Raw genomic sequence first — 14030 nt, 5'->3', positions numbered from 1 at the left:
TCTTGCTCGCTGATACAGGCGGCGTGCGCCGGTCACTTCGGCTTGACGACGTCGAGCTGCTTGCCCGAGCTGCCGATCACGTCCTTCTTCCAGCGCTCGATCCATTCCGGCTTCTTCGCCATCACCTGGGTCCAGTCGACCGGAATCAGCTTCACGCCCGCGATCGCCTTCTTGACCGCTTCGCCGTTCTTGCCGGCCAGCGGCACGTCGGTACGGCCCGGGATGCCGTACATGTCCGGCACCTTCGACTGCACTTCCGTCGACATCAGGTAGTCGATCAGCTTCCTGCCGGCGTCCTGGTTCGGGCCGCTCTTGATCAGGCCGATGCCGTACGGCAGCTGAAACGTGGTCGGCTGGTCGCCGGCCTTCGCGGCCAGGAAGATCGGCTTGACGGACAGCGCGCCGTGTTCGGCGTCGTCGAGGTCCATCTGCAGGTCGCCGTTCGCGACGCTGATCTCGTTACGCGACAGCAGCACGTTCAGGTAGCCGGTGCCCTTCGTGTGGAACTTCACGCTCTGCGACAGCTTCGCGAGGTAGTCGAACGCCTTGTCCTCGCCCATCAGCGACGTCGTCAGGATCAGCACGGCCATCCCGTCGCCGGCCGTGGCCGGGTTCGAGTACGCGACCTTGCCGGCATAGCTGGGCGACAGCAGATCGGCGAACGTCTTCGGCTGGTTCTTCACGACGTCCGGGTTGATCGCGAACGAGAAGTAGTTGTTCACGAAGGTCGCCCACGTGCCGTCCTCGGCCTTCGCGATGGCCGGCACGTTCTTGTAGTTCACGCTCTGGTACGGCTGCAGCAGACCCATCTGGCCGGCTTGCTGGATGAACGGCGGCAGCGTGACGATCACGTCGGCCTTCGGGGAATTCTTCTCGATGTTCGCGCGGTTCACCACCTCGCCGCTGCCCGCCGTCACGATGTTGACCTTCACGCCTTCCTTCTTCTCGAAAGCCGGCAGCACATCGCGATAGAGGTTCTCGAGGCCGTCCGCCGTGTACAGCACGACCGCGTTCGCCGCATGCGCCGGCATCGCGGCGCCTTGCAGCAGACCGGCGGCGCAGGCGGCCAGCGCGAGCTTGCGGAACGCGCCGGCGGCGGCGCGCGAGGGTTTCTGCAGTGTCATCTCACTTCTCCGTAGGCGGAACACCAAACGGCCGGGGCACGATCCGGCTCTCCTGTTATCTCCGGGCAGGCCGCTGGACGACCCGCCGCGCTACCGCGCTCAGGCTGGGTGTCGCGCGGCAACCGAAGGATCACAGCGTTCGATGACAAAGCCGTGACGAATGCCACAATTTCCAAAAAATGACACATTTTGCCACTATCATGCAAGTCATTCAGACATGCCGTCCGCTGTTTCGTCCGCCCTTTGCTGGAGATAAAAGCCATGCCCGCCCCGATCCTGCTCACGCCCGGCCCGCTCACCACGTCCGCCACAACACGCCACGCAATGCAACATGACTGGGGGTCGTGGGACGCTGCTTTCAATCAGTTGACGGCCAGCGTCTGCGCGGATCTCGTCGCCATCGCGCATGGCGGAGACGAGTACGTGTGCGTGCCGATGCAGGGCAGCGGCACGTTCTCGGTCGAAGCCGCGCTCGGCACGCTGGTGCCGCGCGACGGCGTCGTGCTGGTGCCCGACAACGGCGCGTATTGCGCGCGCATCCTGAAGATTCTCGGCCGGCTCGGCATCGACGCGATCGCGTTGCCGTTCGGCGAGGACGCGGCCGTCGACGCGGCGGCCGTCGAGGCCGCGTTCGCGCGCGAGCCGCGCATCACGCACGTCGCGCTCGTGCACCTGGAAACCAGCGCCGGGATCCTGAATCCGCTCGATGCGATCGCGGCCGCATGCCGGCGGCACGGCAAGCGGCTGATCGTCGATGCGATGAGTTCGTTCGGCGCGCTGCCGATCGCGCTGGCGGACAGCGGCATCGACGCGCTGATCTCGGCCAGCGGCAAATGTCTCGAAGGGGTGCCGGGGATGGGATTCGCGATCGTGCGGCGCGACGCGCTCGACGCGAGCGAAGGCAACTCGCCGTCGCTCGCGCTCGATCTCCACGATCAGTACGCGTATCTGCGCAAGACGGGGCAATGGCGCTTCACGCCGCCGACGCACGTGGTTGCCGCGTTGCGCGCCGCGCTCGACCAGTACCTCGCCGAAGGCGGGCAGCCGGCGCGTGGCGCGCGCTATGCGGACAACTGCCGGACACTGGTCGAATCGATGCGCGCGCTCGGCTTCGTGCCGTTCCTCGACGCGAGCGTGCAGGCGCCGGTGATCGTCACGTTTCACGCGCCCGACCATCCGGCCTACGATTTCCGCCGCTTCTACGACGCGGTGCGCGGCGCGGGCTTCATCCTGTATCCGGGCAAGCTCACGCGGCTCGAGACGTTCCGCGTCGGCTGCATCGGCGCGATCGATGCGGGCGATATCCGGCGTGCGGTCGTCGCGATCGCGGCCGCGGTCGAATCGCTCGGCATCGCGATGCAGCCCGTATGAAGCGGGGTGCATGCCGGCCCGCCCGCCGGCACGCGCAAACAAAAAAGCCCGGCGGCCGATTGGCCGCCGGGCGAACGCACCGAATGTGCGGGGAACCAGTGCTTACAGCTCGATCCGCTTGATGTCGCCGACGACGAAGATGTACGACAGCGCGCCGACCAGCGCGATCACGCCGATGAACACGAGCGCGCCGACGAACGAGCCGGTCGACGCGACGATGAAGCCGACGACGAGCGGCGTGATGATGCCGGCGAGGTTCGCCGCGAAGTTGAAGATGCCGCCCGTCACGCCGAGCAGGCCGTCCGGTGCGATATCCGACACGAGCGTCCAGCCGAGTGCGGCCATGCCCTGCGCGAAGAATGCGACCGACATGATCGCGATCACCGCTTCGTTGCTCTGCACGTAGTTCGCGAGAATGATCGTCGACGCGAGCAGCAGGCCCGCGATGATCGGCAGCTTGCGTGCGAGGTTCGCGGACTTGCCGCGGCGCAGCAGCCAGTCGGAGAAGATCCCGCCGAACATCACGCCGACCGACGCGGCGATGAACGGCATCACCGCGAAGAAGCCGATCTTCAGCCAGCCCATGTGGCGTTCGGTTGCCAGATAGGTCGGGAACCAGGTCAGGAAGAACACGAGCGTCGAGTTGCCGGCGAACTGGCCGAGGCAGATGCCCGCGAGCTGGCGCTTCTTCACCAACTGGCCGACCATCGACCAGCTGAACTGGGCCTGCGCCGGCTTGTCGCCCTTGTCGCCGCTCTTGCGCGCGCCGTGAACGAGACCGCCGCCCGCTTCGATGTACGCGAGTTCCTCGGAGTTCGCGCCCGGATGGTTGCGCGGCTCGTGGTAGAACTTCCACCAGATCAGGCCGAACGCAATGCCGACCGCGCCCACGACCCAGAACAGCGAGCGCCAGCCGAACGCGCCCATCAGCGCGAACAGCACCGGGCTGAAGAACGCGAGGCCGATGTATTCGCCGACGGTATAGGTACCCGTCGCCATCGCGCGTTCGTTCTGCGGGAACCACGTCGCGACGACGCGGCTGTTGGTCGGGAAGCACGGCGCCTCCGTCACGCCGAGACCGAGCCGGCACGCGAGCAGCGTCGCGACACCCGGCACGAAGCCTTGCAGGAACGTGCACAGCGACCACAGCGTCATCGACCAATAATAGGTGACCTTGCTGCCGAAGCGGTCGAGGAACAGGCCGCCGGGCACCTGCATCGCCACGTACGTCCACGAAAACGCGGAGAACATGATGCCCATCACGGCCGCATTGATGCCGAGCTCCTTGGTGAGCTGCGGCGCAGCCACGCCCAGCACGGTGCGGTCGAGATAGTTGATCATCGTGCCGATCGCGAGCAGCGCGAGGATCTTGTAGCGCGCCGACGTGCGCCGGACCGTGCCGGCCGCCTGCGCCGGCGCGGCGCTCGTGTGGGTGGTGTGCTGCATGGTCGTCTCCTGGTCTCTTTGTCTGTAAGGGGGTCAGCGCGCGACGAGCGACTGAAAGTGACTGAACATCCGCTCGGCGTCGGGCGTGCGTCCGGTGAAGAGCTCGAACGCGTCGACGGCCTGGTACACGGCCATCCCGCCGCCCGGCAGCGTGGCGCAGCCGGCCGCGCGCGCGGCGTGGATCAGTTCGGTTTCGAGCGGGAAATACACGATGTCGGCCACCCACATGCCCGCGTGGAGCAGGTCGGCCGGCAGCGGCAGGCCCGGATGCTTGACCATGCCGGTCGGCGTGCAGTGGATCAGGCCGGTCGCGGCGCGCATCGCGGCCGCGAGATCGCTGCCCGGCGTGACCCGGGCGGCGGGGAAGCGTTGCTGCAATTCGCCCGCCAGCGCGGTGGCGCGCGTGCCGTCGACGTCGAAAATCGTCAGTTCGGCCGCACCCATCTGCAGCGCCGCGTGCGCGACGGCCGCGCCCGCGCCGCCCGCACCGAGCTGGACGACGCGTTCGAGCGACGCGCCGGGCAGCCCGCGGCTGAACGATTTCGCGAAACCCGACCAGTCGGTGTTGTGGCCGATCCGCTTGCCGTCCTTGAACAGCACGGTGTTCACCGCGCCGAGCGCGCGCGCGTCGTCCGACAGCGCGTCGAGGTGCTCGATCACGCGCTGCTTGCACGGGTGCGTGATGTTCAGCCCGTTGTAGCCCATCCGCTGCGCGGCGTCGAGCAGCTGCGGCAGCGCGTCGGCGGTCACGCCGAGCACATCGAGATCGATGCGCCGGTACACGTAGCCGAAGCCCTGGCGGAACCCTTCTTCCTCGTGCATCGCGGGCGACAGCGAACCGCCGATGCCCTGGCCGATCAGGCCGATCAGAAACGACGGGCGGCTCATCGGGCGGCTCCCTGCGCGAACAGCGTGGCCAGGCGCTGCAGCGCGAACACGTAGCCTTCGGTGCCGCAGCCGCAGATCACGGCTTCGGCGATCGCCGAGATATACGAATGGTGGCGAAACGCCTCGCGGCGATGGACGTTCGAGATGTGCACTTCGATCACCGGCTTCGCGATCGCGGAAAGCGCGTCGGCCAGCGCCACCGACGTATGCGTATAGGCGGCCGGATTGATCACGATGCCGTGCGTGTCGTGACGCGAGGCATGCAGCCAGTCGATCAGCTGATGCTCGGCGTTCGACTGGCGGAACTCGATTTCCAGCCCGAGCCCTTCCGCCGCCGTGCGGCAGCGCTGCTCGAGATCGGCGAGCGTTTCCGCGCCGTAGATATGGGGCTCGCGTGTGCCCAGCAGATTGAGGTTCGGGCCGTTCAGCACCAGCACCTTGTGCTTGCTCATCGTGTTTCTGCTCCTGAAACAGGGGCGGACCACGATCGGCGCCGCCCCGAAGACATCGGAATTTGGCGCTAGTGTGCGCCCGCGCAAGCGGGCTGTCTTTTCGGGTTTTCGCTAATTTGTACCACCTAGTTAGTTTGTACAATACCGATGACTATCCTAGTAAATTCGGGATATGGCGCGCGCGTCGAACTCAACGACTGGTTCATTCAGGGTCGGTTCGGCGCGCGTCGTGTCCCGCTCATCCGCAGGAATCGCCCATGCAGCGCTCGATCGCCACCGTCTCCCTGTCCGGCACGCTCGCCGAGAAGCTCGCCGCCGTCCAGGCCGCAGGCTTCGACGGCGTCGAAATCTTCGAAAACGACCTCGTCTACTTCGACGGATCGCCGGCCGACGTCCGGCGCATGGCCGCCGATCTCGGCCTCGACATCGTGCTGTTCCAGCCGTTTCGCGACTTCGAGGGCGTGAGCCCGGCTCAGCTCGCGCGCAATCTCGACCGCATCAAGCGCAAGTTCGACGTGATGCATGCGCTCGGCACCGACCGCATCCTCGTCTGCAGCAGCGTGGTGGCCGATACGATCGCCGACGACGGGTTGCTCGTCGACCAGCTCGGCGTGCTCGCCGAAGCCGCGCGGCAGGCCGGCGTGGTGGCGGCATACGAAGCGCTCGCGTGGGGCCGCGTCGTGAAGCGGTACGGCCACGCGTGGAAGCTCGTGAACGCGGTGAACAGCCCGCACCTCGGCCTCGCGCTCGACAGCTTCCACACGCTGTCGCTCGACGATTCGCCGGACGGGATCGCCGACATCCCCGGCGACCGGATCGCGTTCGTGCAGATCGCCGACGCGCCGAAGCTCGTGATGGACGTGCTCGAGTGGAGCCGCCACTACCGCTCGTTCCCGGGCCAGGGCGACTTCGACCTGGCGCGCTTCACCGCGCGCGTGATCGAGTCGGGCTATACGGGCCCGCTGTCGCTCGAGATCTTCAACGACGGCTTCCGCGCGGCGCCGACCGCGCTCACGGCCGCCGACGGCCATCGCTCGCTGCTCTATCTGGAAGACCTGACGCGCGCGCGGCTCGCGCAGGAGGGCCGCGCGCCGGCCGCCAGCCAGCCGCTGTTCGCCCCGCCCGCGCCGCCCGCGCACGTCGGGTTCCAGTTCATCGAATTCGCGGTCGACGCGCAGGCGGCGGCCACCGTCGGCGAATGGCTCGGCCGGATGCGCTTCCGGCTCGCCGGCCGGCATCGCTCCAAGGACGTGACGCTGTTCCAGCACGGCGCCGCGTCGATCGTGCTCAACGCCGAGCGCGACTCGTTCGCCGATGCGTTCTTCCAGCAGCACGGGCTATCGCTGTGCGCGTCCGCGTTCCGGGTCGACGACGCGAACGTGGCGTTCGAACGCGCGGCCGGCTTCGGCTATGCGCCGTTCTCCGGCCGGGTCGGGCCGAACGAGCGCGTGCTACCGAGCGTGAAGGCGCCGGACGGCAGTCTCGAATATTTCGTCGACGAAGCGCCGGATACGCCCACGCTATATGAATCGGACTTCGTGCTGACCGACATCGACGGCCCGACCGAGGTCGGCCCGCTGACGGGCATCGATCACGTGTGCCTCGCGCTGCCGGCCGACGCGCTCGACACGTGGATCCTGTTCTTCAAGACGGCGTTCGGCTTCGAGGCCGAGCGCAGCTGGCTCGTGCCCGACCCGTACGGGCTGATGCGCAGCCGCGCGGTGCGCAGCGCCGACGGCTCGGTGCGGATCGCGCTGAACGCGTCGGTCGACCGTCACACGGCCGTCGCCGAATCGCTCGACCGCTATCACGGCACCGGGCTGAACCACGTCGCGTTCCGCACCGACGACATCGTGAAGACGGTCGCCGCGTTCGCGGCCGACGGCGTGCCGTTCCTGCGCATTCCGGCCAATTACTACGACGATCTCGCCGCGCGCTATGCGCTGCCGGACGAGCTGATCGACACGCTGAGCGCGCATCACCTGCTGTACGACCGCGACGAGTACGGCGGCGAATTCCTGCATGCGTATACGGAACTGGTCGACAACCGCTTCTCGCTCGAAATCGTCGAACGGCGCGGCGGGTACGACGGCTACGGCGCGGCGAATGCGGCCGTGCGGCTCGCCGCGCAGGCGCAGCGGCGAAAATAAGGACAGGACGCGGAGTTTGGGGCTGGACCGTGCTCGCGATTGGGCGATCGACGGGACGAGCCCCCTCCCGCCCGCGCCATCAGGGTATATCGCCCCGCCGAGTACCGGCCCGCGCGGCCCGTCACGGTCGTGTCGGAAGCCGCGCTTCGTCTGACGTTACATGCCGTAACCCATACCGCAGTGCAGCATTGCGTCGCCCGCCCCCGTTTTAAGAATCGCTTAAGTCTTCGACGGCACCATCCGCAACCAGTACCCGATGGTTATCTCGAAAAGGAGGAAAGCGATGAGCGCCGTAGAAGCACCCGCGGGCCGCCCGGCCGCGCCCCCTGCAAAGAAGACGATGCTGCGCCGCCTGCTCAGTCATCACGAAATCGCGACGCTGCTCGTGCTGCTGCATGCACCGATCGGCGCGAACGCCAAACCCGAATTGCCCGCGCTGCAGGAAGCCGGCCTCGTCGAAATGGTCAAGCTCGACCCCGATACGGCCCCGAGCTTCCGGCTGACCGAAGACGGCACGGCCGTCCTGAAAGGGCTCGGCTACCGCTGAGCCGCCGTTTCACCCGTTTCACCCTTTCCAGTTTCCCCGCCTTACCCCGATCCCTGCGACGCGCCGGCCACGCCGGCGAGTCGCGTCACCCCGCCCGCTCCTGCAGCATCAACCGGTATTCCGTCGGCGTCACGCCGACCGTCGCCTTGAACTGGCGCGTGAACGCGCTGTGATCCGTGTAGCCGCATAGCGCGGCGACGTCGGTCACCTTGTCGTGCGTGACGAGCAGCGCGGTGGCCGCGTCGAGCCGCGTCTTCAGCAGCACCTGGCGCGGCGTCAGGTGGAACACCTTGTGGAAGTAGCGTTCGAGCTGCGCGACCGACATGCCGGCCATCTGCGCGAGCTGCTTCAGGTTCAGCGGCTGCACGTAATGATCCTGGATGTGCTGGACCACGTCGGCGAGCCGGCTGTACGCCGGGTGCGAGCCCTCGTGCGCCTTCAGGTCGCGCGAGATGCCCGCGAGGCCGACCACCCCGCCCGCGGCGTCGCGCAGCGGCTCCTTGCAGGTCAGGCACCAGCCCGGCTGGCGGCCCGGATACAGGTGCAGCTCGAGCTGATCCATCAACTGCTGGCCGGCGTTGATCGTCGCCATGTCCTGCTCGAAGTAACTGCGGCCGAAGCGGCGCGGAAACACCTCGTCGGCGGTCTTCCCCAGCAGGTCGCGCTTGTCCTTGTAGCCGCAGCGCATCGCCAGCGTGCGATTGACGAGCGCGTAGCGCCCGCTCGCGTCCTTGACGAAGAACGCGACGTCCGGCAGCGCATCGAACACCGGTTCGAGCAGGCGGAAATGCGCGAGCATCGCGCCGAAATCGGCGTTGTCGGGCGGGTCGCGCAACGTGTCGGACAGGCTCATGGGCGGTACGGCAAGCAAGGTCGTCATCCCGGCAACCGCGAAGCGAGTGGCAGATGGCGTCGATTATAGGAGCGCCCCTTCGATCGCGTCGCGCCGAGCGCGGGGCGGGCAAGGCGGCAGCCGGTTGCATCGTGCGTCCCGTCGGTTACATCGGTGAGCAGCAGAGGTTGTGCACGCAACCGCTTCGCAGTACCTGCGCGGCCGGCGGCCGTTCCGCTTCCGCCATGGCCGGCGCAGCGCATCGACACCCCGGCACCACGCACCCGGACTCGCCATCCTAAAAATGCCGGCGCCCCGCGTCTTGGCGGGTTTGCGCATTCGTCATGACGATTTCGGCATATATCAGGGTAATCGACGATATGCCGATATCGTCGCCGGCCACGCATCGAACGCGCAAGACGCACGCATTTTCGCTATCTAGACTTCGCTTCACGGTCGCGAGACGACCTCCCGCCGCTGCCGGAATCGGCATGCAGGGGCCGCCGCATCCGCCGTCGCGCACGCCGATTCCGGCACAGCGCGCACGGCAGACGGCGTACTTGCATGGCCAACACATCGGCCTGCCGATCGAACCGTCTCGCCCGGTTTACCGGCGCCGGCCCGCATGCCGGCGGCGGCCCAACCACGCCATCAAGGGGAAGTGAAAGTGAAGCTGAAGGTATCGCACGTCGCGCTGGCCGCCGCCTGCGCACTGTCGGGCGCGCACGCCGTCGCCGCCGACGTCGTCAAGATCGGTTTCGCCGCACCGCTGACCGGCCCGCAGTCGAATTACGGCACGGACATGCAGAAAGGCGTGCAGCTCGCGATCGCCGATTTCAACGCGACGCATCCGACGATCGGCGGCAAGCCCGTCACGTTCCAGCTCGACTCGCAGGACGACCAGGCCGACCCGCGCACCGGCACGACCGTCGCACAGCGGCTGATCGACGACAACGTCCGCGGGATCATCGGCCACTTCAACTCGGGCACCAGCATTCCGGCGTCCGACCTGTACGATCGCGCGGGGCTGCCGCAGATCTCGATGGCGACGTCGCCGCAATACACGGCGCGCGGCTACAAGACGACCTACCGGCTGCTGACGAGCGACGCGCAGGCCGGCCGCATCGTCGGCACGTACGCGGTGAAGACGCTGCGCTTCAAGCGCATCGCGATCATCGACGACCGCACCGCCTACGGCCAGGGCATCGCCGACGAATTCGCGAAGGCCGTGGAAGCGGCCGGCGGCACGATCGTCAAGCGCGACTTCACGAACGACAAGGCGCTCGATTTCTCGGCGATCCTGACCAACCTGAAGGGCGTGAATCCGGATGCGGTCTTCTACGGCGGCGGCGACGCGCAATCGTCGCCGATGATCCGCAAGATGCGCCAGCTCGGGATGAAGTCGGCGTTCGTGACGGGCGAAATGTCGCGCTCGCCGACGTTCCTGAAGGTCGGCGGCGACGCGGCCGAAGGCGCGATCGTCTACATGGGCGGGCTGCCGAAGGAAAAGATGCCGGGCTTCTCCGGCTACGCGGCACGCTACAAGGCGCGCTTCAACGAAGACGTGATCACGTACTCGCCGTATTCGTACGACGGCACGATCGCGCTGCTCACCGCGATGAAGGACGCGAACTCGACCGACCCGAAGGTGTACACGCCGTATCTCGGCAAGGTGTCGATCAAGGGCGTGTCGGCGCCCAGCATCGCGTACGACCCGAAGGGCGACCTGAAGGACGCACCGGTCACGATCTACAAGGTCGAGCGCGGCGCCTTCAAGCCGGTCGATACGATCGCCGGCAACTGACAACCGATACGCGCCCCTGCCCCGCGCGGCGCGCTAGCGGCTCACCGGCCGCCCGCGCCGCGCGCGCTTTCGGCTGCATGGTCCGAAGCCGTCCCAGGCACGCTCGCGTGCAGGCATTTCGCGCTCCTGTAGAATCCCCCCACCCGCTTTGACGCTTCGTCTCCGCCGTGCCCCATCCCGGTGCGGCGGCGCGTGTTGCGTGCCTCACCCGGCACGCGGCGCGCTTCGACGACGCAAGCCGCGCCTTGTCAGTCCATGCCGAAAAGCGGGCCCTGGAGACGCAGCACCGACAACTACATTCGAAAACCGATCGTCCTGACCATGCAAGCTTCCGAATTGAGCGGCGTGCCTCGCGCCGCCGAACGCGCGCTCACGCGCAGCGACTACAAGACCCTTGGCCTTGCCGCACTCGGCGGCGCCCTCGAGTTCTACGACTTCATCATCTTCGTGTTCTTCGCGCCGGCGATAGGGCAGCTGTTCTTCCCGCACGACATTCCCGACTGGCTGCGCCAGTTGCAGACGTTCGGCATCTTCGCGGCCGGCTATCTCGCGCGCCCGCTCGGCGGCGTGATCATGGCGCACTTCGGCGACCTGTTCGGCCGCAAGCGGATGTTCACGCTGAGCGTGCTGATGATGTCGGTGCCGACGCTGCTGATGGGCCTGCTGCCGACCTACGACACGATCGGCATCCTCGCGCCGGTGTTGCTGCTGCTGTTCCGCGTGCTGCAGGGCGCGGCGGTCGGCGGCGAAGTGCCCGGCGCATGGGTGTTCGTGTCCGAGCACGTGCCGTCGCGCCATATCGGCTACGCATGCGGCACGCTGACCGCGGGCCTCACGGCCGGCATCCTGCTCGGCTCGCTCGTCGCGGCCGGCATCAACAGCCGCTACTCGGCGGCCGAAGTCGGCGCATTCGCATGGCGCATCCCGTTCCTGCTCGGCGGCGTGTTCGGGCTGTTCTCCGTGTACCTGCGCCGCTGGCTGCATGAAACGCCGGTGTTCGCCGAGATGAAGGCGAAGAAGGCGCTCGCGGCCGAGATTCCGCTGAAGGCCGTGCTGCGTGACCACGGCCGCGCGGTGATCGTGTCGATGCTGCTCACGTGGATGCTGTCGGCCGCGATCGTCGTCGTGATCCTGATGACGCCCGCGCTGCTGCAGAAGCAGTTCCACCTGACGCCCGCGACGACGCTGTTCGCGAACAGCGTCGCGACGCTGTGCCTGACGGCCGGCTGCATCACCGCGGGTTCGCTCGCGGGCTGGATCGGCGCGAAGCGCGTGCTCGCCATCGGCGGCATCGGGCTGGCCGCATGCTACTACCTGTTGTTCGCGCAGGTCGCGGCCGATGCGTCGACGCTGCCGCTCTACTACGGGATCGCGGGCTTCATGGTCGGCACGATCGGCGCGGTGCCGTTCGTGATGGTCAAGAGCTTCCCGGCCGTCGTGCGCTTCTCGGGCATCTCGTTCTCGTACAACGTCGCGTATGCGATCTTCGGCGGGCTCACGCCGGTGATCGTGTCGCTGATGATGAAGTCGAACCCGCTCGCGCCGGTCGTGTACGTCGCGGCGATCTGCGTGCTCGGCGCGATCGCCGTGCAGTTCTCGAAGGATGCGAAGGACGTGAAGGACGCACGCTGAACGTCGGCGCGCACGCGCCGGCCGGATGAACGAAGGGCCGAATCCCGCGGCGTGCGGGATTCGGCCCTTTTGTCTTGCGTCGGCCTGGCGGCGGCTACGCGAATCTGTGGTTCAGCGCAGCACGCCGTACGACGAACTCGGCCGGCGCAGCGCGTCGATGCTCGCGCCGCCGGCGCCGGTGACGAACAGCAGCAGGAACCCGCCGGCGATCGCGACGTTCTTCCAGAAGTGAATCACCATGTCGTGCTGGACGGCGGCGTTCGTCGCGTCCCAGAAATTGTGCCCGACCATCGCGGTCGCGATCGTGTAGACCGCCATCAGCAATGCGAGCGGCCGGACCTTGTAGCCGACGATCAGCAGCAGCCCGCCCAGCCCCTCGATCGCGACGACGATCGGCCCGACGACCTGTTGATAGGGCACGTTCATCCCGTGCAGATACGCGATGAAGTCGCTGTAGCCGAGCAGCTTCATGATGCCGCCCCACAAGAACAACGCCGCCAGCGCCAGGCGTGCGAAAAAAATGACGCCGGAATCGACGGTACGCGTCATGCCTCTCTCCTCGTATGCAATTCGGCCGCCGCACCGGGCGCACCCGGGCGGTTCGGCGCCGCACGGCCCCGGAGGGCGCGCGGCAAATGGGCCAGCATAGAGGGTCTTTCCGCGGTGTCCAAGGGCTTGTAGCAAATCTTTACAACGCGGCGATCACGCCGGTAGCCCGGCGCGCTGAGAAACGCGTTTAGCCCGCGTCGCTCAACAGCACGCCTTTCTTGAAGATGAAGCAGCCGTAGCCGCGCGTTTCGCCGGTGACGATCACCGCATACGTCTGCTGCGCACGCTCGTAGAACGCAAAACGTTCGACGCCGGTCAGCGGCACCGCACGCCCTTCCGCGCGGTCGATCTCGGCCTGCACTTCGCGCTGCACGGGCGGCACCGCGGCTGCGTCGCCGACGACTTCCATCCGCCACGCGGGCGTGTCGACGAACGTATCGAGCGGCAGCACCGACAGCACCGCACGCACGACGCGCGCCGAATCGGCGCCGTCGACCCGCAACGCGCGGCCGACCACCGTGTGCTCCGCGACGGATTCGGCCGGGAAATTCGCATCGCAGATCGCGATTTCGTCACCGTGGCCCATCGCGCGCAGCGTGTGCAGGATGTCGGCGTGCAGCAGCGGGTCGAGATTCTTCAGCATGTCGGTTGTCTCCAAGATCAGGAACGAATCGCATAACGTTACCCGATCCCGGCGACCGTGGTGCATGCATCGTTCGCGTCACGACGCGGCGGCCGGCATTTCGTCGATGAAACCCGTGACCGACGCGAGGCGGCCCGACGCATCGACGGTGCCGAAGTCCGAGCCCTTCACGATCGCCGCGCCGTCGGGCGACACGAGCGCCCACGAGAACCGCAGGTGCTGGCCGAACGCGTCGACGCCGGTCGTGCGGCGAAAGCGGTAGGCGGGGAAACGCTGCTGCACGGCCGCGATCATCGTGTCGATGCCCGCGTGGCCGTCGCCGGCCATCAGCGGATCGCGATAGGCCGCGTCGCTCGCGTAGGTCGCATCGATCAGTTCGCGGCGGCGCGCGGCGTCGGGTTCGTTCCACGCGTCGAAGTAGCGGTCGATCAGGTCGGCGTGAATGGACGATGCGGTTTGAGCGGTGTTCATGGCGAGGCTCCTTGTGTCGGTGGACGATGTCGCGGACGTTTCGGGTCCGCGTGCCGCTATCGTCGCCGGGCCTGCGCGGGCGGTCGATTACGCGGGAGGTAAGGAAATCGCGCCTCCGCCG

13 protein-coding genes are annotated in these 14030 nt (G+C 67.3%); 5 read left to right on the top strand and 8 right to left on the bottom strand.

What is annotated here, in order from left to right; all coding sequences use genetic code 11:
* Positions 1–32 precede the first annotated feature (32 nt).
* Positions 33–1124 (bottom strand): 2-aminoethylphosphonate ABC transporter substrate-binding protein, encoded by a 1092-nt coding sequence (gene phnS, locus BLS50_RS26900; protein WP_011546897.1) that lies wholly within the window; start codon positions 1122–1124, stop codon positions 33–35.
* Positions 1125–1385: 261 nt separating this feature from the next.
* Here phnS and BLS50_RS26895 point away from each other — a divergent pair, with 261 nt between their 5' ends.
* The gene (locus BLS50_RS26895; protein ID WP_074805439.1) at positions 1386–2495 is read left to right on the top strand and encodes a 2-aminoethylphosphonate--pyruvate transaminase; all 1110 of its coding nucleotides are present in this window, start codon (positions 1386–1388) and stop codon (positions 2493–2495) included.
* A 102-nt stretch (positions 2496–2597) separates the two neighbouring features.
* On the opposite strand, the gene BLS50_RS26890 is transcribed toward BLS50_RS26895, so the two are convergent.
* Genes BLS50_RS26890 through aroQ form a run of 3 tightly spaced genes read right to left on the bottom strand, consistent with a single transcriptional unit; the run spans position 2598 to position 5281 of the window.
* Positions 2598–3941, bottom strand: a complete 1344-nt coding sequence (locus BLS50_RS26890; protein ID WP_027806031.1) for an MFS transporter — start codon at positions 3939–3941, stop codon at positions 2598–2600.
* Positions 3942–3974: 33 nt separating this feature from the next.
* The gene (locus BLS50_RS26885; protein WP_011546894.1) at positions 3975–4829 is read right to left on the bottom strand and encodes a shikimate dehydrogenase; all 855 of its coding nucleotides are present in this window, start codon (positions 4827–4829) and stop codon (positions 3975–3977) included.
* Entirely contained in the window at positions 4826–5281 is a 456-nt protein-coding gene (aroQ, locus tag BLS50_RS26880; protein ID WP_074805438.1) for a type II 3-dehydroquinate dehydratase, read from the bottom strand. Before aroQ ends, BLS50_RS26885 begins: the two co-directional genes overlap by 4 nt.
* Before the next feature lie 257 nt (positions 5282–5538).
* Here aroQ and BLS50_RS26875 point away from each other — a divergent pair, with 257 nt between their 5' ends.
* Both BLS50_RS26875 and BLS50_RS26870 read left to right on the top strand, forming a co-directional pair.
* Positions 5539–7431, top strand: a complete 1893-nt coding sequence (locus tag BLS50_RS26875; RefSeq protein WP_074805435.1) for a bifunctional sugar phosphate isomerase/epimerase/4-hydroxyphenylpyruvate dioxygenase family protein — start codon at positions 5539–5541, stop codon at positions 7429–7431.
* Positions 7432–7714: 283 nt separating this feature from the next.
* Positions 7715–7978 carry a hypothetical protein gene (locus BLS50_RS26870; protein WP_006489463.1) on the top strand — a complete coding sequence of 88 codons (264 nt, stop codon included), beginning with the start codon at positions 7715–7717 and terminating at the stop codon, positions 7976–7978.
* A gap of 85 nt (positions 7979–8063) precedes the next feature.
* Here the strand turns inward: BLS50_RS26870 and BLS50_RS26865 are convergent, their stop codons facing one another.
* Positions 8064–8858, bottom strand: a complete 795-nt coding sequence (locus BLS50_RS26865; protein WP_011546892.1) for an AraC family transcriptional regulator — start codon at positions 8856–8858, stop codon at positions 8064–8066.
* Positions 8859–9435: 577 nt separating this feature from the next.
* On the opposite strand from BLS50_RS26865, the gene BLS50_RS26855 reads away from it, so the two are divergent.
* Both BLS50_RS26855 and BLS50_RS26850 read left to right on the top strand, forming a co-directional pair.
* Positions 9436–10614, top strand: a complete 1179-nt coding sequence (locus BLS50_RS26855) for a branched-chain amino acid ABC transporter substrate-binding protein (RefSeq protein ID WP_011546890.1) — start codon at positions 9436–9438, stop codon at positions 10612–10614.
* A gap of 321 nt (positions 10615–10935) precedes the next feature.
* On the top strand, positions 10936–12246 hold the full coding sequence (locus tag BLS50_RS26850) for an MFS transporter (RefSeq protein WP_074805429.1): 1311 nt from the start codon (positions 10936–10938) through the stop codon (positions 12244–12246).
* 111 nt (positions 12247–12357) lie between these two features.
* On the opposite strand, the gene BLS50_RS26845 is transcribed toward BLS50_RS26850, so the two are convergent.
* The 3 genes from BLS50_RS26845 to BLS50_RS26835 all read right to left on the bottom strand — a co-directional run bounded on the left by BLS50_RS26845 (position 12358) and on the right by BLS50_RS26835 (position 13909).
* Entirely contained in the window at positions 12358–12795 is a 438-nt protein-coding gene (locus tag BLS50_RS26845; protein WP_011546888.1) for a DoxX family protein, read from the bottom strand.
* Between the two features lie 187 nt (positions 12796–12982).
* On the bottom strand, positions 12983–13438 hold the full coding sequence (locus BLS50_RS26840; RefSeq protein WP_006480483.1) for an RbsD/FucU family protein: 456 nt from the start codon (positions 13436–13438) through the stop codon (positions 12983–12985).
* 78 nt (positions 13439–13516) lie between these two features.
* Positions 13517–13909 carry a nuclear transport factor 2 family protein gene (locus tag BLS50_RS26835; RefSeq protein ID WP_074805426.1) on the bottom strand — a complete coding sequence of 131 codons (393 nt, stop codon included), beginning with the start codon at positions 13907–13909 and terminating at the stop codon, positions 13517–13519.
* Between the last annotated feature and the right edge of the window lie 121 nt (positions 13910–14030).

Source organism: Burkholderia orbicola, from assembly GCF_900100915.1.
GTDB classification, from domain to species: Bacteria; Pseudomonadota; Gammaproteobacteria; order Burkholderiales; family Burkholderiaceae; genus Burkholderia; species Burkholderia orbicola.
Note: the sequence above shows the minus strand (reverse complement) of the source record. Positions and strands in the feature narration are given on the sequence as shown.

Excerpts from the sequence above, each read along its gene's own strand:
- phnS (WP_011546897.1), bottom strand. The coding sequence starts at position 1,124 with ATGACACTGCAGAAACCCTCGCGCGCCGCCGCCGGCGCGTTCCGCAAG.
- BLS50_RS26895 (WP_074805439.1), top strand. The coding sequence starts at position 1,386 with ATGCCCGCCCCGATCCTGCTCACGCCCGGCCCGCTCACCACGTCCGCC.
- BLS50_RS26890 (WP_027806031.1), bottom strand. The coding sequence starts at position 3,941 with ATGCAGCACACCACCCACACGAGCGCCGCGCCGGCGCAGGCGGCCGGC.
- BLS50_RS26885 (WP_011546894.1), bottom strand. The coding sequence starts at position 4,829 with ATGAGCCGCCCGTCGTTTCTGATCGGCCTGATCGGCCAGGGCATCGGC.
- aroQ (WP_074805438.1), bottom strand. The coding sequence starts at position 5,281 with ATGAGCAAGCACAAGGTGCTGGTGCTGAACGGCCCGAACCTCAATCTG.
- BLS50_RS26875 (WP_074805435.1), top strand. The coding sequence starts at position 5,539 with ATGCAGCGCTCGATCGCCACCGTCTCCCTGTCCGGCACGCTCGCCGAG.
- BLS50_RS26870 (WP_006489463.1), top strand. The coding sequence starts at position 7,715 with ATGAGCGCCGTAGAAGCACCCGCGGGCCGCCCGGCCGCGCCCCCTGCA.
- BLS50_RS26865 (WP_011546892.1), bottom strand. The coding sequence starts at position 8,858 with ATGACGACCTTGCTTGCCGTACCGCCCATGAGCCTGTCCGACACGTTG.
- BLS50_RS26855 (WP_011546890.1), top strand. The coding sequence starts at position 9,436 with ATGCCGGCGGCGGCCCAACCACGCCATCAAGGGGAAGTGAAAGTGAAG.
- BLS50_RS26850 (WP_074805429.1), top strand. The coding sequence starts at position 10,936 with ATGCAAGCTTCCGAATTGAGCGGCGTGCCTCGCGCCGCCGAACGCGCG.
- BLS50_RS26845 (WP_011546888.1), bottom strand. The coding sequence starts at position 12,795 with ATGACGCGTACCGTCGATTCCGGCGTCATTTTTTTCGCACGCCTGGCG.
- BLS50_RS26840 (WP_006480483.1), bottom strand. The coding sequence starts at position 13,438 with ATGCTGAAGAATCTCGACCCGCTGCTGCACGCCGACATCCTGCACACG.
- BLS50_RS26835 (WP_074805426.1), bottom strand. The coding sequence starts at position 13,909 with ATGAACACCGCTCAAACCGCATCGTCCATTCACGCCGACCTGATCGAC.